21 protein-coding genes are annotated in these 25,329 nt (G+C 45.7%); 8 read left to right on the top strand and 13 right to left on the bottom strand.

Annotated features, from left to right (window positions below):
• Positions 1-95 precede the first annotated feature (95 nt).
• The 3 genes from R7E38_RS18465 (at position 96) to envZ (ending at position 2,735) form a co-directional block, all read left to right on the top strand.
• The gene (locus tag R7E38_RS18465; RefSeq protein WP_005379332.1) at positions 96-491 is read left to right on the top strand and encodes a DUF1090 domain-containing protein; all 396 of its coding nucleotides are present in this window, start codon (positions 96-98) and stop codon (positions 489-491) included.
• Positions 492-620: 129 nt separating this feature from the next.
• On the top strand, positions 621-1,340 hold the full coding sequence (gene ompR, locus R7E38_RS18470; RefSeq protein WP_005379333.1) for a two-component system response regulator OmpR: 720 nt from the start codon (positions 621-623) through the stop codon (positions 1,338-1,340).
• Positions 1,341-1,442: 102 nt separating this feature from the next.
• Entirely contained in the window at positions 1,443-2,735 is a 1,293-nt protein-coding gene (gene envZ, locus R7E38_RS18475; RefSeq protein ID WP_017820700.1) for a two-component system sensor histidine kinase EnvZ, read from the top strand.
• Positions 2,736-2,806: 71 nt separating this feature from the next.
• Here envZ and R7E38_RS18480 read toward each other — a convergent pair whose 3' ends face one another.
• The 13 genes from R7E38_RS18480 to R7E38_RS18540 form a co-directional block, all read right to left on the bottom strand.
• On the bottom strand, positions 2,807-4,195 hold the full coding sequence (locus tag R7E38_RS18480; protein WP_047103752.1) for a uracil-xanthine permease family protein: 1,389 nt from the start codon (positions 4,193-4,195) through the stop codon (positions 2,807-2,809).
• 232 nt (positions 4,196-4,427) lie between these two features.
• Positions 4,428-6,509, bottom strand: a complete 2,082-nt coding sequence (gene recG / locus R7E38_RS18485) for an ATP-dependent DNA helicase RecG (protein WP_318081966.1) — start codon at positions 6,507-6,509, stop codon at positions 4,428-4,430.
• Between the two features lie 253 nt (positions 6,510-6,762).
• The gene (gene trmH, locus R7E38_RS18490; RefSeq protein WP_017635001.1) at positions 6,763-7,446 is read right to left on the bottom strand and encodes a tRNA (guanosine(18)-2'-O)-methyltransferase TrmH; all 684 of its coding nucleotides are present in this window, start codon (positions 7,444-7,446) and stop codon (positions 6,763-6,765) included.
• Between the two features lie 52 nt (positions 7,447-7,498).
• Positions 7,499-9,619 carry a bifunctional GTP diphosphokinase/guanosine-3',5'-bis pyrophosphate 3'-pyrophosphohydrolase gene (gene spoT, locus R7E38_RS18495; RefSeq protein WP_005379340.1) on the bottom strand — a complete coding sequence of 707 codons (2,121 nt, stop codon included), beginning with the start codon at positions 9,617-9,619 and terminating at the stop codon, positions 7,499-7,501.
• A gap of 39 nt (positions 9,620-9,658) precedes the next feature.
• The gene (rpoZ, locus tag R7E38_RS18500; RefSeq protein WP_005379346.1) at positions 9,659-9,931 is read right to left on the bottom strand and encodes a DNA-directed RNA polymerase subunit omega; all 273 of its coding nucleotides are present in this window, start codon (positions 9,929-9,931) and stop codon (positions 9,659-9,661) included.
• A 181-nt stretch (positions 9,932-10,112) separates the two neighbouring features.
• Positions 10,113-10,736 carry a guanylate kinase gene (gene gmk / locus R7E38_RS18505; RefSeq protein ID WP_005379347.1) on the bottom strand — a complete coding sequence of 208 codons (624 nt, stop codon included), beginning with the start codon at positions 10,734-10,736 and terminating at the stop codon, positions 10,113-10,115.
• A 448-nt stretch (positions 10,737-11,184) separates the two neighbouring features.
• Positions 11,185-12,408 (bottom strand): hypothetical protein, encoded by a 1,224-nt coding sequence (locus tag R7E38_RS18510; protein WP_318081967.1) that lies wholly within the window; start codon positions 12,406-12,408, stop codon positions 11,185-11,187.
• 9 nt (positions 12,409-12,417) lie between these two features.
• Positions 12,418-13,050, bottom strand: a complete 633-nt coding sequence (locus tag R7E38_RS18515) for an energy transducer TonB (protein WP_005379353.1) — start codon at positions 13,048-13,050, stop codon at positions 12,418-12,420.
• 4 nt (positions 13,051-13,054) lie between these two features.
• Positions 13,055-13,462: an ExbD/TolR family protein gene (locus R7E38_RS18520; RefSeq protein WP_005379359.1), complete on the bottom strand. Its 408-nt coding sequence runs from the start codon at positions 13,460-13,462 to the stop codon at positions 13,055-13,057.
• Between the two features lie 25 nt (positions 13,463-13,487).
• On the bottom strand, positions 13,488-14,015 hold the full coding sequence (locus tag R7E38_RS18525; RefSeq protein ID WP_005379363.1) for a MotA/TolQ/ExbB proton channel family protein: 528 nt from the start codon (positions 14,013-14,015) through the stop codon (positions 13,488-13,490).
• A gap of 9 nt (positions 14,016-14,024) precedes the next feature.
• Positions 14,025-15,386 (bottom strand): MotA/TolQ/ExbB proton channel family protein, encoded by a 1,362-nt coding sequence (locus tag R7E38_RS18530; protein ID WP_017634999.1) that lies wholly within the window; start codon positions 15,384-15,386, stop codon positions 14,025-14,027.
• A 3-nt stretch (positions 15,387-15,389) separates the two neighbouring features.
• On the bottom strand, positions 15,390-16,154 hold the full coding sequence (locus R7E38_RS18535; RefSeq protein ID WP_005379365.1) for a DUF3450 domain-containing protein: 765 nt from the start codon (positions 16,152-16,154) through the stop codon (positions 15,390-15,392).
• Positions 16,155-16,219: 65 nt separating this feature from the next.
• A complete protein-coding gene (locus tag R7E38_RS18540) occupies positions 16,220-18,820 on the bottom strand; it encodes a TonB-dependent receptor plug domain-containing protein (RefSeq protein ID WP_047103765.1) in 2,601 nt (866 codons plus the stop codon).
• A gap of 820 nt (positions 18,821-19,640) precedes the next feature.
• On the opposite strand from R7E38_RS18540, the gene R7E38_RS18545 reads away from it, so the two are divergent.
• From R7E38_RS18545 to R7E38_RS18565, 5 genes are read left to right on the top strand one after another with little or no spacing between them, the layout of a single operon-like run.
• On the top strand, positions 19,641-20,666 hold the full coding sequence (locus tag R7E38_RS18545) for an ABC transporter permease subunit (protein ID WP_005384771.1): 1,026 nt from the start codon (positions 19,641-19,643) through the stop codon (positions 20,664-20,666).
• A 1-nt stretch (position 20,667) separates the two neighbouring features.
• A complete protein-coding gene (locus R7E38_RS18550) occupies positions 20,668-21,711 on the top strand; it encodes an ABC transporter permease (protein WP_005379369.1) in 1,044 nt (347 codons plus the stop codon).
• Positions 21,712-21,749: 38 nt separating this feature from the next.
• Positions 21,750-23,576: an extracellular solute-binding protein gene (locus R7E38_RS18555; RefSeq protein WP_047103768.1), complete on the top strand. Its 1,827-nt coding sequence runs from the start codon at positions 21,750-21,752 to the stop codon at positions 23,574-23,576.
• A 9-nt stretch (positions 23,577-23,585) separates the two neighbouring features.
• Positions 23,586-24,443 (top strand): ABC transporter ATP-binding protein, encoded by an 858-nt coding sequence (locus R7E38_RS18560; RefSeq protein ID WP_005379371.1) that lies wholly within the window; start codon positions 23,586-23,588, stop codon positions 24,441-24,443.
• 35 nt (positions 24,444-24,478) lie between these two features.
• Entirely contained in the window at positions 24,479-25,318 is an 840-nt protein-coding gene (locus R7E38_RS18565) for an ABC transporter ATP-binding protein (RefSeq protein ID WP_005379372.1), read from the top strand.
• The last annotated feature ends 11 nt before the right edge of the window (positions 25,319-25,329 follow it).

Genomic DNA, 25,329 nt, shown 5'->3' on the forward strand with positions numbered 1-25,329 from the left:
CCGATTCAAGTCTCATGAAGTTCACTAGGAGTGACTTGGGTCTCAATGTCAGAATATTTGGTATAAAGGCATGGTGCCTTTCTCGGAGAAGTAAAATGAACAAAGCAGTCATGTGTAGTGCTGCACTAACAATAGGTTTCTCACTTTCAGTTTTTGCTCAAGATGAAGTGAAAGGCTGTGACGCTAAAGAGTTAGCGGTAGAGCAGCAGCTTGAGTATGCAAAAGCGCAAGGTAATGAGCATCGCATTAAAGGCTTGGAGCAAGCACTTTCCGCTATCCAGAATGAATGCTCGGAAGGTGAGCTGCGCCAAGAGCTGCAAACAGAAGTGGAAGAAAAGACTAAAGAAGTTGAGGAGCGAGAGGAAGAATTAGTCGAAGCTCAGCATTCAGGGAAAGCAGACAAAATTGAGAAAAAACGTCACAAGCTGGCTGAGGCACAGCAAGAGCTGCTTGAGGCCAAACGTGAACTGGAATGGAATTATGGTCAATAGTAGGTGCTGAAAATACCTGCTAGAGAGAGAATAAAGCGCTTAAGATAAAAAGAGTAACAATTTGCTTGAGCACGTTAGGAAAAACAGTGATACATTTTCGACAATAGACGCTTCTGAAAGGATGTTTCAATGCAAGAAAATCATAAAATTTTAGTGGTTGATGACGATGCTCGTTTACGTGCTCTATTGGAGCGTTACCTTTCTGAGCAAGGTTTTCAGGTACGAAGTGTCGCCAATGGCGAACAGATGGATCGCCTACTAACGCGCGAAAACTTTCACTTAATGGTGCTGGACCTAATGTTGCCAGGTGAAGACGGTTTGTCAATTTGTCGTCGTCTACGCCACGCGAACAATATGTTGCCAATCTTAATGCTCACCGCGAAAGGTGATGAAGTGGACCGCATCGTAGGTCTTGAGGTAGGGGCGGATGATTATTTGCCAAAACCGTTTAACCCACGCGAATTATTGGCTCGCATCAAGGCCGTATTACGCCGCCAAACCGTAGAGTTGCCGGGTGCACCAAGCACGGAAGAAAAAGTGGTGGAGTTCGGGGAGTTCCGACTCAATCTAGGCACTCGCGAGATGTTCCGCGGTGACGAGGCAATGCCACTCACCTCTGGAGAGTTTGCTGTTCTAAAGGCGCTCGTGATGAATGCACGTGAGCCAATGTCACGAGATAAATTGATGAACATGGCGCGTGGCCGTGAATATTCTGCAATGGAACGCTCTATTGACGTACAAATCTCACGCTTACGTCGCATGTTAGAAGACGATCCGAGCAAGCCGCGCTACATTCAAACCGTGTGGGGCCTAGGTTATGTTTTCGTCCCAGACGGCAAAGAGGTGTAATCTCTTCACTCCATAGCCAGCACTTGGCTATAGCAACTTCAGCCTTCATTACCTTCCCTTTGAAGGCTGAAATTTCGCGATTAGGACCACTAGGAACGTTCCATGCGCATCCGAAGTTCACTGACACAATCTATTCTGCTGTTCATCTCTTTGCTTCTCGCGAGCCAAGTTTTCTCTTACTACGCCGTTTTTAACTACGCGTTGATGCCGAGTTTGCAGCAGTTCAATAAAATTCTCGCCCATGAGCTCAATTTGGTGCTTGATGATGAAGGACCTTTAAAGTCTGATGCACCGTTAAGGCGTCAATTATTAGAAAGACTAGGGGTGACGGTTCATAGTCTCGATAGCGATAAGGCGATTGAATTTCATCACGCAATGTCGATTGATTTGATGTCTGAAGAAATGAGCCAAGAGCTGGGTTCGCCCACAGAAGTGCGCTTATTGCTTGGCGATGAAAGTTACATTTTGTGGATGCACATCGAAAAGTTGCCGAACTCCATCATTCGTATTCCGTTATCTGAGCTGCAAGAAGAAGATTTTGCCCCGCTGTTTCGTAACAGCTTGATTATGGCGCTGCTGATCATTGCTGGTGGTTGGTTGTTTATTCGTTTGCAAAACCGTCCACTTTTGGCTTTAGAGAGAGCCGCGAAAGACGTCGGTCGAGGTGAGATCCCACCCCCCTTAGCAGAGAAAGGCGCATCGGAAATTCGCTCTGTAACTCGAGCCTTTAATCAAATGTCGAAAGGTATTCAAGAGCTAGAAGAAGACCGAGCCTTATTAATGGCGGGGATTAGCCATGACTTACGAACGCCTCTGACGCGTATTCGCCTAGCAACAGAAATGATGTCTCCTGAGGACAGCTATCTTGCGGAGGGGATCATTAGCGATACGGAAGAATGTAATGAGATCATCAGTCAGTTTATGGATTATCTCAAACCGGTGAACCAAGAATCGTTTGAAGCGGTTGATATCAGTACGATTGCCAGTGACGTCGCCAGTTCTGAAGGTGGCTATGAGGTTGAAATTGAAACAGATCTTAATCTTAACTTGCCGCCAGCCAAAGGAAGCGCGATTGCGATTAAGCGGGCGATCAGTAACTTAGTTGTGAATGCGCTACGTTATGGCAATGGCTGGGTCAAAATCAGCACTGGTGTGACAGCAGATAAGCAGCTAGTGTGGATTTCAGTAGAGGACAACGGACCGGGTATCGAGCATTCTCAAATCGCGAGGTTATTTGAACCCTTTACGCGTGGTGACACCGCTCGCGGTAGTGAAGGCACTGGGCTAGGGTTGGCGATTGTGAAGCGCATAATCAGCCAGCATTCAGGCTCTGTGGTGATGCGTAATCGCAGTGAAGGCGGTTTAATCGCTCAAATCAGCTTTCCTACCAAGTAAGTCGATGGCCTGCACCCTTTAAACAAAAAGCCCAACCTAAATAGGTTGGGCTTTTCTTATTCTCAATAATCTTAAGACTCTTTCACTTCCTGAGGAAGTTCATCTTCGTCTTCCAGTTTCTCTGGCAGAAGTAGATTTAAAATGATCGCTGTGATGCCACCTGCTGCAACACCAGTTGAGAAAATACTCTTAATAAATTCTGGCATAAATTGCAGGATCTCTGGTTTTTGTGCGATACCAAGTCCCATTGAGAAGGATAAGGCCATGATCAGAATTGCGCGGCGATCGAGCTCAACACGAGAGATAATACGCACACCAGCGGCAGCAATCGTACCAAACATAACAATCGTTGCGCCGCCAAGTACTGGCTCAGGAATCAGCTGAACAAAGCTAGCGACGCCAGGAAACAAGCCAAGAATCACTAACATGCCAGAAATAAAGTAACCCACGTAGCGGCTCGCGACTCCTGTTAGCATGATGATGCCGTTATTCTGGCTAAACGTTGAGTTCGGGAAGCTGTTGAAAACGGCTGCGATTGCAGAGTTTAAGCCGTCTGCTAACACACCGCCCTTAATGCGTTTCATGTACACTGGGCCTTTTACTGGCTCACCAGACACTTCAGATGTTGCGGTAATATCACCGATGGCTTCTAGTGCGGTAATAAAGAAAATCAGTACCAGCGGAATGAACAGAGACCAGTCAAACGATAAGCCATATTGCATTGGTACGGGCAGTGCTACGATCTCGGTTGCGCCTAGCTGAGAAGTATCTACCATCCCCATAAAATACGCCATGATGTAGCCCACTAGCATCGCAATCACGATTGAAGCCACACGGATGTATGGGTTTTTCGAGCGGTTTAAAATCACAATTAATCCAAGTACCGTCCCAGCCAGAGCAAGTTTGTCTAAGCTGCCGAAGGTTCCTTCATTTAATGCTGCGTAGCCACCGCCCATTGATACTAAGCCGACTTGAATCAGTGTGAGACCGATAAGAGTGACGACGATGCCTGAAACAAGCGGAGTGATGATTCGGCGGGCATGCTCCAACACGCGAGATAGAAAAATTTCTGCAAATGATGCGACTAAAATCGTACCAAAAATGGCAGCCATCATGGTACTGATGTCTGCTCCACCGGCTTTCAGCGATAGGCCTGCACCAATAATAGGACCTAAAAAGTTAAAGCTGGTGCCTTGAACAGAGAGCAAACCAGAGCCAATTGGGCCAATGGTGCGAATTTGAATAAACGAAGACACGCCTGACGCAAACAAAGACATGCTGATGATGGTATTCGTTTGGTCTGCTGGTACACCCAAAGACTGACAGATGATCAGTGAGGGAGTGATAACCGCGACGAACATCGCCAATAAGTGCTGAAGTGCGGCAAAAATGGTTTGAGGCAAAGGTGGTCGATCGTTGAGTTGATAGACCAGTTCCGAAGATCGGTTTGAAGTTGTCATTGTTTGTCTCGCTAGTCGCAATATTTCCCTAGTTCTCGCTGAATGGGAGAGCAGGGTGGAGTTGACGTCGTTACCTGTGATTGCTGTTAATCAGAGTCAACTCAGGTTGGTGGAGTGTGATCTAACACACTTAAAAATTTGTGCGCGATTATAGAGAGATTTACTCAAAAAGCAAACGTTTGCTTTGTTTTTGGCGCATTAAAAAACGAGCCACTTGGCTCGCTTTCAATCATTACGCTTTGGAGTAAATATCCCGCTCACCCAACCAGCGATCGATAATCGCTGTTGCGTTAGACGGGTAATTGTCATGAATATGACGCGCAATGCGCTGAACTTCGGGAATCAGGCGTTGATCTCGAACTAAGTCTGCGATTTTGAAATCAGCAAGACCTGTCTGCTTTGTACCCAATAGTTCTCCAGGGCCACGAATTTCTAGGTCTTTCTGCGCAATGACGAAGCCATCGTTACTTTCACGTAGTACTCCGAGACGTTTTTGCGCGGTTTTTGACAGCGGAGAGTGGTACAGCAGTACACAATGGCTAGCAACGGAACCTCGGCCCACGCGACCTCTTAACTGGTGTAATTGTGCCAAACCAAGACGTTCAGGGTTTTCTATGATCATCAAGCTAGAGTTTGGTACATCCACACCAACTTCAATCACTGTCGTTGCGACCAGCAAATGCAGTTTATTGTCTTTGAAATCTTGCATCACCGCTTGTTTCTCTGCCGGCTTCATTCGTCCGTGTACTAGACCAATTTTTACGTCCGGCAGTTTACGTTGAAGCTCTTCTGCGGTATCTGCCGCGGCTTGCGCTTCTAGTACTTCCGATTCATCAATCAGGGTACACACCCAATATGCCTGCTTGCCTTCGTTTAAGCAGGCATTTCGGACACGCTCGACGATGTCGTCACGTTTTGTATCAGGAATGGCAACGGTTTGAATCGGCGTTCGACCCGGTGGTAGCTCGTCAATCACGGAAGTTTCCAGATCGGCGTAAGCGGTCATCGCTAAGGTTCGAGGAATAGGCGTCGCCGTCATGATCAACTGATGAGGATAAGCGCCTTGTTTTGCGCCTTTTTCACGCAATTCTAATCGCTGATGGACACCGAAGCGGTGTTGTTCATCAATGATGACCAAAGCAAGGTGATGAAATTCAACGTGCTCTTGGAATAGCGCGTGAGTACCCACTACCATTTGCGCTTCACCACTGGCAATACGAGCCAGCTCGGCTTCCTTTGCCTTACCTTTGAGTTTGCCCGCTAACCAACCGACTTGAATGCCCATTCTCTCAAACCAGTTTGCGAAGTTGATAGCGTGTTGCTCGGCCAATAGTTCGGTTGGCGCCATGAGTGCCACCTGATGGCCATGCTCAATGGCTCTAACAGCGGCCAAAGCGGCAACCAATGTTTTCCCCGAACCAACATCGCCTTGCACTAATCGCATCATTGGGTGCGGTTTTTCTAGATCGGCTTCAATCTCTTGTACTACTCGGGTTTGAGCGTTTGTAGGAGAGAAAGGCAGTTGGGCTAAAAGCTGCGTTTTTAGTTTATGACAAGGACCGAGAGGTAGCGCTGAATCCTTCTGACCTTTGCTACGCACCGCCAGCATCGATAAGTTTTGTGCGAGCAATTCTTCCATGATCAAGCGGATTTGGGCAGGATGTTTGCCTTCGTCAAACTCATCTAAATTAATGGTTGGTGGTGGGCGATGAATGGTGTGCAGCGCTTGCGACATCGTGATTTGATGGTCATACAACCCAGCTGGAAGTAATTCCTGCACTGCGGTTTTATCAAGCAGGGCTAAAGCTTGTTCGGTAAGGTTGCGCAATGTGATTTGACGCAATCCATCGGTGGTGGGATAAACAGGGGTTAAGCTCTGTTCTACATCGGGCTTTTGCTCGCTGACGTAAAACTTGTAGTCAGGATGAACAATTTCCAAACCCATGCCACCGCGCTTAATTTCACCGTAAGCATGTACTAACTTACCTTGCGTGAAATTGTTCTTCATGGCTGCGGTAAAGTTGAAAAAGCGCAGCGTGATAGTGCCATTACCGTCGCTGATTTTTACCGTTAGCATTTTGCGCTTACCGAAGATGGTGTCGACTGCCATGATCTTACCTTGCACTGCCGCCCAAAGGCCAGCATGCAGTTTGGCAATAGGGTAAATACGAGTACGATCTTCGTAGCGTAACGGAAGGTGAAACAGCAAATCTTGAACGCTATGTAAGCCAACTTTGGCGAGTTTTTCTGCGACTTTCGCGCCAACTCCAGAAAGGGAGGTTAATGGGACGGCAGATAACATTTGGGCGGACATAGAGGGCTCAAGAAAATGGTTAACATAGCAGTATGTTAACCATGGAGCTGTGTTTTTGTACAGGAAAAAATAGTCATGCTTTAGTTAGTGTCATGATTTGACTGATAACCTATCATTCCGAGGAGCTTTAGCGACATCAGGATTCTATTTCCAACAAGTATGTCGCTGAAGTTAACACTATCAGCATCTGTATATTTGAGAATTAGATCCTGAACCACGCTCCTTCGCCGCCGTTCAGGATGACGAAAGTCTGTTACTTGCTTTGCATCTCTTGCCACCACGCGTCATCGGCGATGATTTGACCTTCTTCATCGAGTGGTGGGTAAACGAGCCCTTTTCGTTTCGCGACCTTTGCCAGCACAGGGTGACCACGTTCAAAGAGAATACGGTTGATTGTCTCTTTAGGCAGAGCGCTTTCTTCTCGGTCGTACATGCCTGCGGCTTCACGTTGACGTTGCGCTTCATACAAAATTACGGCACTGGCAACCGATACGTTTAGTGACTGCACCATGCCCACCATTGGGATAATAATGTCTTGATCGGCAAGCTGTTTGGCTTGCTCCGAAGCGCCAACTTTTTCACTGCCTAAAATGATTGCCGTTGGTCTGGTGTAGTCGATCTCGCGAAAATCGACGGCGGTGTCCGAAAGATTGGTCACCAAAACCTGCATACCTTGCGCTTTGAGTTCGGTAATCGCAGTTTCAATCGAATCGTGAGTATCCACTTCAACCCAGTTACGCGCGCCAGCTGAGGTATGGCTCAGCGTACGCATTTTGTCTGGCCAAATTGCGTGAACTTTGTGTAAGCCTGTCGCGTCAGCGGTGCGGATCACAGCAGAGACGTTGTTTGGCTTATGTACTTCTTCGAGACAAAGTGTCAGATCAGTTTGGCGAGTTTTTAGGACTTGGTGAATACGGTTGTAACGTTCTAGGTTCATATTTATTGAGGTATAAAAAATCGCCACCTAACAGAGTAGGTGGCGATAGAGGTTAGTTCTTTCTGCGTCTGACTCGGGTTGCTTGAGGCATTGCCTTAATCTTACGCATGATACCAGCAAGGTGGACACGATCTTTCGTCGTCAACAGCACAGTCACAGTGTATAGACGACCATCACGTTCTTCCGTTGAAAGGCCATGAATGTTTGATCCTGTTTTCGAGATCACGTTGGTCAGTTCTGCAAGAGCACCTTGGTTGTTAAGCATGTCGACTTTAAGTTCAGCAATGAACTCTTTATCGTAGTCTTCAGACCAAGCGACAGCCATATAACGGTCTGGCTCTTTCTGATAACCACGAACGTTCGGACATGTTTCTCGGTGAACAACCAAACCACGACCAGGCGATACGTGAGCAATAATGTGATCATCTGGGATAGGATGACAACAATTTGCAAACGTCAGCAATAAGCCTTCTGCGCCACGAATCGGAAGCTTCTTCTTCGAGTCCGTTGGGATTGAACTTGTTGTCGTGAGCTCTTCGGTGTCACCAAGGAGACGACGTGCGATCACAATGCTCATCAACTCACCCAATCCAATAGCAGCCAATAAATCATCGATGCTTTCTAGGCGAAGATCATTCAAGACTTCTTGGATATTTTCTGGATAAATTGAATCAATCGAGTGACGGCCAAGTGCGTGATTAAGTAGGCGACGACCTAAAGTAATCGACTCTTCACGACGCATCGTTTTCAGTACTTGACGAATCTTAGTGCGGGCACGAGAAGTCACGACATAGTTTAGCCATGCCGCATTCGGACGCGCACCAGGGGCACTGATAATTTCCACCGTCTGACCGTTTTTCAATGCCTTACTCAATGGGTAAGGGTTACGATCAACACGAGCACCAACACAAGAGTTGCCTACATCGGTATGTACGGCATAGGCAAAGTCGACAGCCGTTGCGCCTAAAGGTAATTCAACGATACGACCTTTTGGTGTGAAGACGTAAATCTCATCTGGGAAAAGATCGGATTTTACGTTTTCAATGAATTCGAATGAGTTACCCGCGCTTTGTTGTAGCTCTAACAGGCTTTGCATCCAACGCTGAGCTTTCACTTGCGCAGTGGTGCCAGACTTGTCGCCTTTGTCTTTATAAGACCAGTGTGCTGCGACACCTTTGTCCGCCATTTGATCCATATCTTCAGTACGGATCTGAACTTCAACAGGTACGCCGTGTGGGCCAACCATGGAAGTGTGTAGCGATTGATAGCCGTTCGCCTTTGGTACCGCGATGTAATCTTTCATGCGACCAGGACGTGGCTTATACAAACTGTGTACTTGGCCTAAAACGCGATAACAAGTATCAGCGGTATCAACAACGACTCGGAACGCATAGATATCCATGATGGTGTGAAAGCGCTGTTCTTTGGTTTTCATCTTGTTATAGATAGAGAACAGGTTTTTCTCACGACCAACGACGCGAGCATTCAAGCCGAAATCTTGCAGACGGCCTTCTATTTCGCTGTGAATGCGTTGGATCATCTCTTTACGATTACCACGTGCGGCTTTAACCACTTCTTTCAGTACGCGGTAGCGGTTGGGATATAGCGCCTCAAAGCCCAACTCTTCGAGTTCGGTTTTGATATTGTGAATACCAAGACGATGAGCGAGGGGCGCGTAAATTTCTAACGTTTCACGAGCAATACGACGCTTTTTATCTGGTCGAAGCGCGCCAAGCGTACGCATGTTGTGCGTGCGGTCAGCCAGTTTGATCAGAATGACGCGGATATCTTGCACCATGGCCAGAACCATCTTACGAAAGTTCTCAGCCTGAGCCTCTTTCCTATCGCGGAATTTGAGTTTGTCCAGTTTAGATACACCATCAACCAATTCTGCGACAGTGTTGCCGAATTTCTCTTCGAGATCTTCTTTAGTTACATCACAGTCTTCAATGACGTCATGCAGCAAAGCAGCTTGGAGGGTTTCGATATCAAGGCGCATTTCGGCCAAGATACGAGCCACAGCGACAGGGTGGATGATGTATGGTTCACCGCTAGAGCGGGTTTGCCCTTCATGGGCATCTCTCGCTACCACATAAGATTGACGCAGAGCCTCAATCTGAGGCTCTGTTAGGTATTCTTGGGCAACGTCTTTGAGGCTATCGAATAGATACAAATTATAGGCCCGGGAGGTTGTTGAATTCTAAAGTCAGAATTAACGGTTGTGAGCGATGCTGCTTACTGCCGCTAGCTCTGCCGCTTCTTGCTCTTGCTGTTCTTGACGTTCACGAGCGTCTAGAACTTCTTTAGTAATTAAACCTTCTTCGATTTCGCGTAGAGCGATAACCGTTGGCTTATCGTTCTCTTCTGGCACTAGTGCATCTTTACCGCCAGTTTGCATTTGACGAGCGCGGCGAGCCGCAATCAGTACTAGGTCGAAACGGTTGCCAACTTTTTCAACAGCGTCTTGAACAGTTACGCGTGCCATGAGGACTCCAAATAGTTAACTAAAATTTTAGAATGACGAGAAAGTATACAACCTAACTACTTTATTTACTAGCAATTAGACAAGCCACCGTTTGTGGACTTTCTCAGGTAGTTTATTGTGTTTTTCGCACTGGGCAAAAAACGGGAAATTCTTTATGTTTTACAGCGTGACTTTTTTGAAGTTACTCTGCTAACAACGCGTCAAGCATACCTTTATATTTAGCAGCTTGCTTTTCTTCCTTCAATCTTTCAGCACGCAAGATAGCTTTAAAATCCATCAAAGCGGTATCAAAATCGTCGTTTACGATCACGTAGTCGTACTCGTTGTAATGAGAGATTTCCGACTTGGCTTCAGCCATACGCTTTGCGATCACTTCATCGCTATCTTGACCACGAGTGTTCAAGCGACGCTCTAACTCACCGTTTGATGGTGGCAGGATGAAGATGCTTTTGGCTTCTGGCATTTGTTCACGGATTTGGCGTGCGCCTTGCCAGTCGATATCTAGAAAAACGTCGATACCTTTATTTAGTGTTTCTTCAATCCATACACGAGATGTGCCGTAATAATTACCAAACACTTCTGCGTATTCTAGGAAGTCACCTTTAGCGATCAGGGCTTCAAACTCATCTTTCGCTACAAAATGGTAGTGGACACCATTTTCTTCACCAGGTCGCATGTTGCGCGTGGTGTGAGACACAGACACTTTCATTGCGTAGGTTGGGTTGCGTTCCAACATCGCTGAGATCAAGCTAGATTTACCTGCGCCGCTAGGTGCAGATACGATATAGAGAGTACCTTTGCCCATTGTACTGTTCCACTTTTGATTGGATTGATTGAGTGCCGAAGGAAAGTTCGACATTCTTATAACGATAGCACTGGCATTGAGAAATCAACCACCAAAGGGGTGGATGTTGGTGATAATCCCGCCAGAAAAATGGAGGCGAAGAGTATCATGATCTCTATTTTGTTACCAGTTGATCTTTCTGTCTGTGATCGTCTCAGATGAAATAGTTACTTACGCCAGAGTGTTCCTAAACAGCGAAGAAGGAGCGTGATACAGGACTTACCATCCGCGCACTCTGTTATTAAAACCATTTCTACAACCGTTTAGTGTGCTGATTTTAGGTTTAGAGTCCCGATTTGGCTTGCGTGAGTGACTCTGGTTAAAAATAGGGGTTAATAAAGATAAAACGGAAAAAAGGGGAAGCTTTCACTTCCCCAGGCGTGCGACTGACTCACACTTAATCTTCGAATTATCCTTGAGACTCTAGGAAATTTATCCAAGGGCTAACGGTTGACCTGAATTTTGGCGATTGAGCAGCGCCTTTCATCGCCTGCAAGGCCTTTTGTGGTTGCTTAAGCTCGAAATAGGCCATCCCGCGAATGTATTCAAGTTCTGCCTTTTGCTCTTTAGAGGCACTGGATGCCGCGCTTTCTACAAAACGAGTTGCTTCAGAATACTGCTTGTCTTGTATCATTAAGCGAGCAATCTGAATTTGCGTTTTAGCAGAAGGAGCGAGGTTATATGACTTTTTATAAGCGAGAATTGATTTATCTAGCTCTTTAGCTTGCTGCCAGAAACTGGCTAGGCGGTCATAGTTTTCCTTCGTCTTTTCAATGTTTCCAGCTGCCATTTCCTTGTCAAGAGTTTTGGCTGCTTTATATGGAATACCTTGATAAGCCAAGAAGTTTACAAAGCGTAAATATTCCTTCTCTCCTTCTAGTTTCCCCATTTTGTAAACCATTTCTAGGGTGGCTAGAGAGTTGCGTTCTTGACCTAGCTCCATGTAGACACCAGAAAGTTGCATCCAGTAACGCTTTTTCTGAGGGTACTTTGAAGTCAGAGTTTTGAGTACACTGGCAACGCTTTTCAGCTGGCCTAACTCGTAGTGAGATGCAACGAGAATTAAGTACCAAGACTCACTTGGGCTCTTGCTCATCGCGATGGCTTTTTTGGTTGGCGGGATTGCATTTCTGTAATCTTCCAACTGAACATAAGCGCTCGCTAACGTGATATAAGCATGAGCTTGAGGCTTCTCTTTGGTTGTTTCTGCAACCTTGAACCATTCCTTCATCGTTTTTACAGACAACGTATACTTTTCTTCAGCTAGGTAAAGCTGAGCCAAGCTGTAGCGAACTTGTTGAGCAACAGGAACGGGAAGTGCGTCGAGCTGTAATGCTTCGGCAAAGTATTTTGCTGCTTGCACATAATTGTCTTGTAGCGAATACAAAAAGCCAGTCTGCTGAAGTAAAACTGCTCGGTCGTATTTTTTCGAACTTGTGCTTTCTAAAGCGCTTGCTAGTTTTTCTTTTGCTGCTGAATATTTTTCAGTTGCGATCAACTCTTGCACTTTGTTAACGGTTCGAAATGTCCGATCTGATAACTGAGGAGCTTCTTTTGCCATCGTAGGAGCGGCCATTGCCACTCCTGCGAAGAGAATTAAAGAAGCCACTTTGCTTTTCCATAAACTTTTCATCGTGACTCCTTAATTGGTTGAGAACTCTATTTCTTGCGATAGGCGCGAGCTAACAGGTTTCCCGTCAACCAATTTTGGTTTAAATGTCCATTTAGAGACTGTTTTTCTTGCCGCTCGACCGAGGCCTAAGCGTCGTGGTTGCTCTTTAAGAACTTTGATGTCCTCTACGGCACCACGTGCGTTTACAGTAAACTCTAATAAGACGACCCCTTTTTCTATTCCTGCTTTCGCAGCCTTCCTAGGCATTTGAGGTTGGAATGTCGCTAGAGGTGTTGGACCTCCGCTACCCGCGAGTTGCGCACCTCCACCCTGGCTATAATGTCCAAGCACCGAACCACCTGTAACATTTACGGGTAGGTCAAGCTTTGGCATATCCATTGGGGTCTGCTCCATCACCGGTTTTACTGTCGCTGTCACTTTCATTTCTGGCGGCGGCGGCGGACGCTTAGGCGGTGGTGGCTTTGGAAGTTCGCGTTTTTTCTCCTGTATTTTTTCGTCTGGTTTAATGCGAATAAACTCGACCATACGCAGGTCATCATTCGACACTAACTCGTGGCGCTCTTTGTTTACTAGCTTGTCCATCCCCCAGAACAACCCGAGGGAGACAATGAGCGCCAGTGCAATTGAGGCCAGATACCGCATAAGCTTAATCCTTATTGGTTGCGGCAATGGAGATGCTTTCTACACCTGCCATTTTGATCTGGTCCATAACCTTCACTACTACGCCAGCATTTGCTTCTGTGTCGGCTTGGATAACAACTGCGCCATCAGGGCTTTCTGCACGAAGACGTTCAATATTCGCGCGAACCGCGTCCACTTCGATGCGGCGTTTATCAACCCAAACATCACCCGCCGCACCAACTGCGACCATGATGTTACCTTTTTTCACGGTTTGCGCAGAGCTTGCCGTCGGGCGGTTTACTTCTAGACCAGCTTCTTTTACGAACGATGTTGTTACGATAAAGAAGATCAACATGATGAATACGATGTCGAGCATCGGTGTCATATCGATAGCGGTTTCATCACTGCTATCACTGCTATAGCGTCTTTTCATGACCTATACCTCTAATTCCATTTACTCAGGCAATATGCTTTAGCTTATCTTCCAGCTTTTGCGTTGTGACTTTGGCTAAATGATCAAGACGTGAACTAAAGAACAGTCCTGATAGAGAAGCCACCATCCCGGCTAACGTTGGGATTGTTGCCTTTGAGATCCCCGAGGCCATTGCTCGAGGGCTTCCTGTTCCTGTTACCGCTAAGATGTCGAATACTTGGATCATGCCAACAACGGTGCCGAGCAAACCCAGTAAGGGACAAAGCGCAATCAATACTTTCACGATTGGCAGGCCCTTTTTATTCTCAATGTCCTGACGAGAAACAATTTCTTGTCGGATCATCTTAGCGTTCCAGCTCTGGTGCTCTGATCGCCCCTGCCATGAGCCAACGGCTTTTTTCATGGCTTTTGGAGCGACGGCAGCAAAATAGAACCAACGTTCTAACAATACTGCCCAAAGCATAAAGCTGAGGATGAAGATGGCGACGAGTACATCGCCACCCATTCCCAAGAAGCGCCTAATTGATTCAAGTTCTCCAACTAACCACCACATAACGCCTCCTTAGCTTTCGGCTTTATGTAGTTTTTCCTGATAGCGAGCGATGAAGCCTGCACTCTGTTCTTCAAGAGTTTGAACCAAACGACGACCTTTACTGTGTACGATGGTGTACAGGAACAGTAGAGGAATTGCGACAACCAGACCAAGCATCGTAGTAACAAGTGCTTCAGAGATACCGCCAGCCATTAGCTTAGGATCACCTGTACCAAATAGTGTGATTGCTTGGAACGTACCGATCATACCCATAACCGTACCCAGTAGACCTAGAAGTGGTGCTACAGAAGCGAACAGTTTGATTGAGCTGATAAAGCGTTCAATGCTCGGTGCGTTACGTAGGATGATTTCGTCCAGTTTCGCTTCAAGATCTTCAAGGTTGTCACCTTTGTGTTCTTGGTAAGCTTGGATAACTTCACCCAGAGGGTTACCAGGAATCACGGTTTCTGATTTCGCTTGCTTACGCATTTTACCGCCAATCACTTGAAGGCGTAGGAAGCAAACTAGAGCAATGATAGCGCCAACTGCACCCATACCAAGGATGACGTAACCTACAATGCCACCTTGATCAATACGTTCTTGAACTGTAGGGCTTTGTACAAGTAGAGACAGAATTACACCACGGGATGGGTCAATAAACAGTGGCTCATAGCTGTTTGACGCTGACTCAAAGCCTGCAACATGACGTGTAATATTGGTGCGAGGCTGTCGAGAGAGTTCTTCGAACTTACCTGTTTGAGGTACATAAGTAACGTACTTACCATCGGCAATCGCGTTAAATTCACCGACAAGAGTAACATCGCGAACCGCTTCTTTACCTTCGCCATAAACAACCGTTGCTTGGGTTGTTGCTGTCTCGCCTGAGGCAACCACTTGTTGAAGAATGGTATGCCAGAATGCTTCTAGCTCTTGTGTTGATGGCAGTTCTTTGCTTTCAGCCAGTTTCGTTAGTAGAGCGTCACGCTCTGGGAACTGAACAGCGTTTTGAGAGGCAGCAAATAAACCCTTAAACTCGCCCGCATATTGGCGGACCACACCAAACATTTCGCCCAAAGTACCAGAGCGAACACGTAAGGTTTCTGTTAGTTCAGTCAGCTGCTTATCGTTTTCATCAAATGTCGCTTTAAGTTGATCGCCCAGTGCTTGCTGTGAAGCTAGCTCTTCACGAGCCTGTTGCAATAATGCCGCTTGCTTATCTCGGTTGTTCTTGAACTCAGCTTCACGGGCTTTGTTCTCTTTTGACTCAACGATGCTTTCTGATTTTACGTTTTTGAGTAGTTCAGATAGGTTTTTAGGCGTTTCTGCTTGTACGCCTGAAGCCATAAATAAGCTCGCTAGTAGACCAGCGGCTAGAGTTTTGAATCCTTTCATCTCTTATTCCTCCCCAGCATATACAGGCAATTTGATTAGCGCTGGTGGCGCTTGCTTCTTCGCGATACGAAGGCCTTGCTGTACCGCTATGCGGTAGCTTTCCGGTAATGTTTCCCATTGACGTGTTTGTTGGTTCCACATACCTGTTTCACCACCGTCTGGAGATTGGAATAAAAGCGCCGTGCGACCAATACGTAGGAAATCGTAAGTCACGGTTTCCCCATTTCTATCTAGGCTAGCTTTGTAAGATTCAATTGAGCGAGAGAAGCCTTCTTCAATTTGGTAGGCTTCCATCACTTTACGGAATTTCTCAGAAGTCGTTACGTCGGCGCGATCCATGAGACGACGCAGTTCTTGGACACGTTTATTACGTTCTTTTTTCTGGAAAGGCAGATCGAGAGTCACAAACTCATCGAGTGCATCGATCATTTTAAGTGTTAGTGGCACTACTTCTGTTGCCGTTTGATCGATCTGAGCAATTTGGTTATTTAATGAGTCCAATTCACCTTGCTGTGATTGAACCATACGGTTAATTTGCTCGTTGTAGACTTTCATGCTGTCGATTTGACGTAGTAAGCCTTTGTATTCTGCCAACATGCCTTCAGTACTTTCGGCATAATTGTCGATTTTTTGTTGCGAAGCTTCTGAAGATTGATTTGCTTTTGCTTGTGTGGAAACGACAGCACCAGAGTTGGCCGCTATAGAGCTACTACTGATAGTAAGCAATGCTGCAGCTATGGCACTGAGACCAAATTCCTTGAATTTCATGGTTGCATCCTTGTCAGTGTTTTAGTCAGTCGAAAAGGGCGCGGAAAACCCGCGCCAAATATTTTTTAGAAGTCGTATGATGCCTCGACGTATAGCTGACGTCCGATTGGATCGTCATACCCAGTTGCATAGAATGGAGAGGTATCGCTTAGAGGATCTGCAGGCGGTACTTTGTCAAACATGTTGATAGCACCAAGAGTTACACGACCACTCTCGTTGAATTGGTAAGAAGCCGTTAGGTTCCACGTTGTCATACTAGCGATTTCTGCTTTGTAACCCGCTTTTTTAGCAGAATCACAGTCATCAAAGTAGTAACGGTTTGCGTAGCTTGAACACATACGGTCGCGGTATTTACCAAATAGGTTGATAGCGACATCTTCATATGCCCAGCCAAGATTTAACGTTGCGGTGTATTCAGGCATGAAATCTCTTTCATCCGTTACAGGCTCGCTGTCGTTTTCTTGATATTCAGCAATCAAGATCTTCGTTACAGCAACACGCGTGTTAAATGAGCCGAACTCATTAGTGTCGTATGCGTATTTGATCGCTAGGTCAATACCAGAACGCTCTTCATACGACTGGTTCACTGGACCATAGGATACCGACTTGATGGTGCCATCTGGGTTACGAACGACTTCAGTACCTGGGTATTTACCTGGATCGTTAATTACGTCTTGGTAAGTTGGTGCTGTTACGACGTCTTCCATCTTGATGTGGTACCAGTCAACGGTTACACCAAGATCATCCACAGGCTCCCACGCTAGGCCCAAGTTAATGTTTGTACTTGTTTCTTCTTTCAGCTCTGAGTTAGGTCCATTAAGTGTATCGAAGTACTGAGTATCACACTCTGGGTACTTGTCTTTATCTTGTGGGCCGCTACCACCAGCGTTGGCACAAAGCACAGGGTCAAAACCAGAACCAAAGCCTCGAGTTTGATCACCAAATAGTCGCTTCAAGTCTGGAGCTCGGAAGCCTAGACCGTAGCTACCACGTAGCAATAGGGTGTCAGTAGGACGGTACGCTAGGGCTACTTTAGGAGTGAATGCGCCACCAGTTGCCGAGTCGTCGAAGTAGTGGTCGTAACGACCAGCGACAGTCATTTCTAAATCTTCAATGATAGGAATAAGAGCTTCAACACCAAGACCAATCTGATCACGGTCACCGCCGCCTGATGTTCCACCTAGGCCAGAGAAACCACCAGCTGCTGTTGTAGCATCAATCGTCTCATTGTAGTCAGTACGGTTCCATTCACCATAAACAGCAAAGCCAGACATACCTGCAGGAAGTTCAACCAAATCACCAGCCAGTGAGCCGTTAACAGAGTAAAGCTTTGAGTAGGCTTCTTTGCTTGAAGTGCCGCTGTATTTGTCTACAACGTCTTGAGAGATAGGCCCTAGAAGATCGACATCACCATTTTGTACAGCTTGGTCGAGAGTTAGGAAGATTGCTGGGTTGCTTGTTTCAACGCTTTGCTCAGAGTAACCAGCGGATAGGTCCCAATCATACGTATCAGCAAGCAGGCCGTTCAAGCCTAAGGTTAAGCCAAAAGAATCGGCTTCAGTGTTACTTTCGCGTGGTCCAAATTCGACCATACGGCGAGTGTATTCGCCTTCGCCGCGGAAGTGAGTGGCATCAACTTCAACGCTGTAAGGGTTAGGTTCGAATTCAGATTCTGTAGACTTGTAGCCAAAACGGGCTTCTGCCATGGCAGTGACATTGTCGTTAATGTCCATTTCACCACGTAAAAGTAGGTCTACTTGTTTATTTTCTGGTTTTAATGTTCGGTACGCAGAACGGTTAACACCACACTTTCCATCCGCTCGTTCAATCGCGGCATCACCAACGACTTCTTTACATGAAGAACCAGCATCAGCTGGTGTTAGAAGTGTTCCGTTGGCGCCTTCAAAGTTTGCACCGTAGCTAGAGTAGCCACTTAGCTGAGAACGGCTAGAACCGTCATCGCCAGCCCAATCATCTCGGTCAGATTGCTTTAGCATTTCGTTGCCCGCAAATTGGCCAACGAAGAGAATACGTTTGTCGTCAAAGTTTTTGCCAGCTACAACGTCTAAACGACCATTTTGGTAACCACCATCCGTCGCGTCACCCGCGCGTACTTTTACAGAAACGCCATCAAAGTCTTTCTTTAAAATGAAGTTTACGACACCACCGATTGCGTCGGAGCCGTAGATAGCAGAACCTGAGTCGGTCATTACTTCAACACGCTCAATAGCGGCGACAGGGATTTGGCCGATATCTTGGAAGTTAGATGTACCATTTTGTGCTAGCGGGTATTGAGGAAGACGACGGCCATCAATAAGAATCAATGTGCGCGACGCGCCAAGGCCACGTAAGTTGACTGACTGCGCTGCTGGTGTAAACGAGAAAGAGTCTGTTTGAGCCATTACACCACCTGTGTTTTGGGTCAAACTGTTCAATACGTCTTGCGCGCTGTTAAAGCCTTTAGACTCAATGTCTTTACTATTAATAACAGTAACTGGTGAAGGACCTTCCATATCCGTCGTGGAGATACGCGAACCAGTAACTTTCATCTTTTGAAGTTTTTCAACTTGCTGCTCTTCTGCCAGTGCTGTTGCTGGGGCTGCAACTGCTGCTGTCCCCAAAGCAAGGCTTATCGCAACAGATAAAGCGGTTGTGTTTTTATACATCCTTGTTGCTCCGATTATTATTATTTCCTATGTCAGGCCGCATAGCGGCCAAATGTGACGTTAATATTTCGTTAACGTTCGGCCAATGTATAACCGAGATGAAAAAAGGAAGTCAAACCAGTGGTAAACGGGGATGCTTAAATGTAAAAAAGATGTAAATAACTAGACTTTATTTAAAAGGCGGAATAAAAAACCGAGTAAGGTTTATGAATCGAGATTAAATTTCAATAAAACACCGTATTTTGTGTTTCTTATAAACTTTAATGACTTATCTTGCCTATGGTTTTTTAGTGGGTAATTGAATCTGGAAAAAGATATTTTTCCAGTGAATTGTTCTGAGATGAGTTTTATATCGAATCCATACTTTGTTAGCTCGAACTTATTAGGTGGTATCAAAATATGATACCCATTGCGGTTAAAGGGCTCACTCGTATTTTTAGGTCAAATATAACCTTGGATTATGTGTCTATTTATGTGTTTAGGGTGCATTTTTATGTAGGGTTTTGGCTCTAAACAGCCTAGATTGATATTCTGTATGAATTATTTTTGTGGTTTTTTATAATTTTTTACAAAAACATTTCTGTTTTTCGACATCGAAGGAAGTTTGTCATGTTTTGGTTTCAAACACTTGAAGCTGATGTGGATTCAAGATAAATATGACGCTGAAATTATTGCAGTAGTAGAAAAGTCTAGCTCTTGAGGCGCAGGGAGTGTGCTTCAACAGTTTTAGTTACTACGAGATAAATATGCACCATTTTGGGCGGAAAATATCCTCTTTCACTCCGTTTGAACTGGACAGTAGACAAGGAGCAAGTTGTATATGCTGTCGTACTTTTTACGCCGTTTGGCGTTGGTTATCCCAACGTTTCTCGGGATAACTATTCTCATCTTTGCTATCACTCGTTTCGTGCCTGGCGGACCTGTTGAACGCATGTTGTCACAAATGCAGTCTCAGGGGGACGGCGCCGCATCAATGACGTCTGCGGGTGGTAATACGGCCCTTTCTGACGATCAAATCGCGGAGCTGAATGCGTTTTATGGCCTAGATAAACCTGTAACGGAAGCGTACGTCGAGTGGTTAAGTCGTTTGGTAATGCTAGATCTTGGCGAGTCGACGCGTTACTACGAGCCTGTCTCGGACATGATCGCAGAGCGTTTGCCAGTGTCGTTGTTTTATGGCGGCATGACCTTCTTTATTAGTTATTTTATCTCGATTCCTCTTGGTTACTATAAGGCGCTCAAGCACGGTTCTGTGTTTGATTCCGCCTCTTCAGTACTCATTTTCGTAGGCTACGCGCTACCAGGTTATGTGGTGGGTGTATTGCTGATCACGTTATTTAGTTATCACTTGGAATGGTTTCCGATGGGAGGCTTTGTCGGCGATGACTTCGACGATTACGAAACCTTCTTTGAACGCGCTAAAGACATTATGTGGCATGCGGTGTTGCCTTTGATCTGTTACCTCATTGGTGATTTTGCCACGCTGACGATGACAATGAAAAATAACCTGATGGAAAACCTTTCCTCAGATTACATCCGCACCGCAATTGCGAAAGGATTACCTTTCAAAAAAGCAGTTCGTAAGCACGCGTTGCGTAACAGCTTAATCCCGATCGCGAGTCACTTTGGTAACTCTTTGTTGTTCTTCATGACCGGTGCCTTCCTGATTGAAGTTATCTTCAATATTGATGGCATTGGCTTATTAGGTTACGAATCAATCATGGAGCGTGATTACCCTGTTGTTATGGGTATTGTCGCCATTAATGCGTTGTTACTGCTCATTGGTAACATCATTTCAGATATTTGTGTTGCTTTAGTCGACCCACGTGTGAAGTTTGGAGCGTAACATGATTAAAGTTAGTCCATTAACTCAAAAGAAAATTCGTCACTTTAAAGAGATCAAACGAGGCTATTGGTCGTTTGTTGCTCTTTCTATCATGTTGATCCTTTCTCTATTCGCCGAACTTTTGATCAACAGTAAAGCGCTAGTCGTCAAGTACGATGGTAGCTACTATTTTCCTGTTGTCAGTGACGTACGTTTAGGTAGCGAATTCGGCCAAGAGTCATCCAGTGAAGCCGATTATCGTGTACTGCAAAAAGCGTTTGAGGCTGAAGGGGGCGACAACTTTGTTATTTTGCCGCTTGTGCCGTGGAACCCATATGAACAAGATTTTAGTGGTGATTTCCCGCCAACAGCACCTAGTGCCGAAAATAAGCATTATTTAGGTACAGATGTGATAGGTCGCGATATTTTGGCGCGACTCGTCTACGGATTCAGAACGGCGATGGGATTTGCGTTGCTTACGATGGCCATTTCCTACGCGATCGGTACTGCAGTCGGTTGTGCTATGGGTTTTTGGGGCGGTAAATTTGACTTGTTTGTACAGCGACTTATCGAAATCTGGTCAATGGTACCGTTTTTGTACGTCATAATGATTCTTGTTTCAATCGTTCAACCGACGTTTGCTCTCTTTGTCGCTATTAACGTGCTTTTCACTTGGATGGGGATGACATGGTACATGCGGACCATGACCTATAAAGAAGCGGCACGAGAATACGTAATGGCGGCACGTGCTTTAGGGGCATCGACTGGACGTATCTTGTTTAATCACATCTTGCCAAATACGATGGTGATGATTGTAACCCTAGCACCTTTCACTATTGCAGCTAACATCACAGCATTGACTGCTCTCGATTACCTAGGCTTAGGCTTGATGCCACCAACACCAAGTTGGGGGGAATTACTGCAACAAGGTAAGTCAAACTTAGATTCGCCATGGATTGTTGCGTCAGTAGTGACTTCTATTGTTCTGGTTCTGGTAATGGTGACCTTTATTGGTGAAGCCATTCGAGCGGCTTTCGACCCGAAAAAATTCACACGCTATGTTTAAGCGAGCATTGTGAGCAAAACATAAAAAAGGGAAGTTTTATGAAGAAATTATTTTTAGCGTCCACGCTGAGCGCCCTGAGTTTTGGTGCAATGTCAGCAACGCTTCCGACTGACTTAAACTGGCAAACAAACTGGGATGAGCCTCAATATGGTTCTCCAGAAGCGAAACGTGGAGGGACTTATCGCACCTTTATGTCAAGTTTCCCGCAGACGTTACGTAGTGTTGGTCCAGACGCTAATGCAGGGCTACGTTCTTTTATCTTAGATGAAACACCAGGCTTGGTGGTCCGCCACCCAGATACTTTAGAGTTCATACCTGAGCTTGCTAACGAGTGGGCGTTAGCAGGTGACAACAAAACGGTCTATTTTAAACTCAACCCTGAAGCCAAATGGTCGGACGGCAAACCTGTGACTGCCGACGATTTCGTGTTCATGCTGAAGTTTTATCGTTCCAAGGACATCTTGGAACCTTGGTACAACGATTACTACAACAAAACGATTGCGGATGTTATCAAGTACGACACTCATACGTTTGCTGTTAAGGCGGCGAAAGAGTTCAATCCGGAAGAGTTGCTGTTACGAATGGGGGCTCTGCGCCCACGCCCCGCACATTTTTATGCTAACCCTTCAAAAGATGAAAATGGTGACGGTATACATGACAACTTTGTCCGCTACTACAATTTTAAAAGTGAACCAACGACCAGTGCATACTACCTAGATGACATTAAAAAAGGTAAAAGTGTTACCTTCAAACATGTCGGTGAAGACTGGTGGGGTTACAGCAATAAGTATTATCAACATCGTTATAATGTCGACAAAATCCGCATCACAGTGATTCGCGACAGTGATATCGCGATGAAGCACTTTGAGAAAGGGAAGCTGGACGCATTTGGTCTTGTTTTACCAAGCTTATGGCATGATAAATCGAATACGGAACCTTACCAAAAGGGATACATTCAAAAGTTCTGGGGTTACAACCAATTTCCAGTTGGGGCTGGTGGTGTATGGATGAACACCGCGATGCCTTTGCTGGATGATTTAAACATTCGCAAGGGCATTACTTACGCGATTGACTTTGATGGCATGATAGAGAATGTCATGCGTGGCGACTACTCCCGTAAACCGAACCCGACCGGTTATGGTCATGGTAAATACACCCTACCAGATGCTAAGGCACCGAAGTTTGATCCCGCAAAAGCGGCCGAGGCATTCGAAGCCGCAGGTTTTAACAAAATTGGTTCTGATGGTATTCGTGTTAATGATAAAGGTGAGCGCTTAAGCTTCGAGCTGACCTACGGAACACCTGTTCATACTCCTCGTATTGCATTTTTGCGTGAGCAAGCCAAGCTAGCAGGGCTGGATATTGAGCTCAAGTTAGTTGATGGCTCATCTATGTTCAAATACGTACGTGAGAAAAAGCACGATTTGGCTTTCTTAGATATGGGTACGTCTGAGATCCCAACGTATTGGGAGTACTTCCATTCAGTCAATGCGAACAAGCCGCAAACTAACTCTTTCACAAACTACAGCACGCCTGAACTGGATGAAAAGATCATCGAGTATCGTTTTGGCATGGATATGGATAAAAAGATCCAGCTAGGTCATGAGATTCAGCGTGACATCATTGATGCTCACGTTATCGTCCCAGGCTACATGGTTCCTTACGTCCGCTATGGTCACTGGCGCTGGTTAAAGTTTCCAGATAAGCCAATGAATCGCATGACAGAGGCGCTGTTCAGTGGTGCAATCATAGGCGATGGCACTTACTGGATTGATAGTGATATCAAAAAAGAAACGAAACAAGCGATGAAGTCAGACAAAGCTTTTGAACCTGTCGTTGTCGTAGATGACACTTATAAGCTGTAAGGATTGGTTATGGAAAACGATGTAATCCTAAGTGTTAAAGATCTCGAAGTTGAATTTACCACCGATGATGGGCCAGTGAAGGTTCTGCATGGTGTGAACTTTGATGTGCGAGCTGGACGTACACTCGGCCTGGTGGGAGAGTCAGGTAGTGGTAAGAGCGTAACCTCAATGTCGATCATGGGGCTATTACCTAAGCCATATGGCAACATTATCAAAGGTGAAGTGAATTATCGCGGCACCAACCTAGTTGATTTGCCTGCGGAAGAGATGTACGCCATGCGTGGCGATCGCATTTCGATCATCTTCCAAGACCCGATGACGGCGCTCAACCCAGTGCACACCATTGGTCGTCAAATATGTGAAGTGCTTGAGCTCCATCGACCTGAGCTCGACAAAAAGGAGCGGGAGGCGTACTCGATTGAAATGCTGGCAAAAGTAAAAATTCCAATGCCAGAGAAGCGATTGAATGAGTATCCCCATAACCTATCTGGTGGTATGCGCCAGCGTGTCATGATCGCGATGGCATTGGCCTGTAAGCCGGATATTCTGATTTGTGATGAACCGACTACAGCGTTGGATGTTACGGTTCAGGCGTCTATCCTTGAACTGATGAATGAGCTTCAGGAAGAAACAGGCATGGCAATGATCTTCATCACTCACGACCTCGGAGTTGTGGCAGAAGTGTGTGATGATGTTGCCGTGATGTATGGTGGGCGTATTGTCGAAAAAGCAGAAATTTTTGAGTTGTTTGATAACCCGCAGCACCCCTACACAGAGCGTTTAATGGGATTGATGCCGAGCTTAGATAATGAGCCGAAGCAGATGATCGATATCAAGCCTATTGATGCCAGTATGTTTGCCAGTTAACTGAGCAAAGTGAACCAGTCATAAAAGAGGATGTTATGGCAAAAGAAGTATTAAGAATTGAAAATCTTAAGCAGCACTTTGTTTCTGGTAAAGGGCTGTTCAAGAAAGGCTACACCATCAAAGCGGTAGACGGAGTTTCACTGTCTGTTTCTGAAGGTGAAACACTGGGGCTAGTTGGTGAGTCAGGTTGTGGTAAAAGCACCCTTGGTCGCACGATCTTAAAGTTATACGAGCCAACAGAAGGTAAGATTTTCTTTGAAGGTAAAGACATCACTAAACTGTCTGTTAAAGAGATGCGCTCGCTGCGTAAAGACATGCAAATCGTCTTTCAAGACCCAATGGAGTCACTCAATCAGCGTCATACCATCGGTATGATTCTGGAAGAACCGTTTGTTATTCATAAAATTGGCACGCCAACAGAGCGTAAACAGTGGGTAAAAGAGCTTTTAATCAAAGTGGGATTACCAGAAACGGCAGTAAACCGTTATCCACATGAATTTTCAGGCGGACAACGGCAGCGTATCGGTATTGCTCGCGCGATTGCATTGAAGCCTAAATTACTGATTTGTGATGAATCGGTATCTGCGTTAGATGTGTCGGTACAGGCGCAAATCTTGAACCTATTGCTACAGCTGCAACAAGAAATGAACTTGGCGATCATATTTATCTCTCACGATCTCTCGGTGGTGAAACATGTTTCTGACAAAGTTGCCGTGATGTATTTTGGTAAAGTGGTAGAAGCAGGCAGTGCTAAAGAAATTTATGCAAACCCGCAAAACGAATACACCAAAAAACTCCTATCTGCGATTCCGATCACTCACCCTAAATATCGGAAGAAAAAGCGCGTAGCTGAAAAAAAGCAGCAAGTGGCGTAAGTGATGCCACA

Origin of the sequence: Vibrio sp. Vb2131 (genome assembly GCF_033338535.1) — a bacterium.
GTDB classification, from domain to species: domain Bacteria; phylum Pseudomonadota; class Gammaproteobacteria; order Enterobacterales; family Vibrionaceae; genus Vibrio; species Vibrio alginolyticus.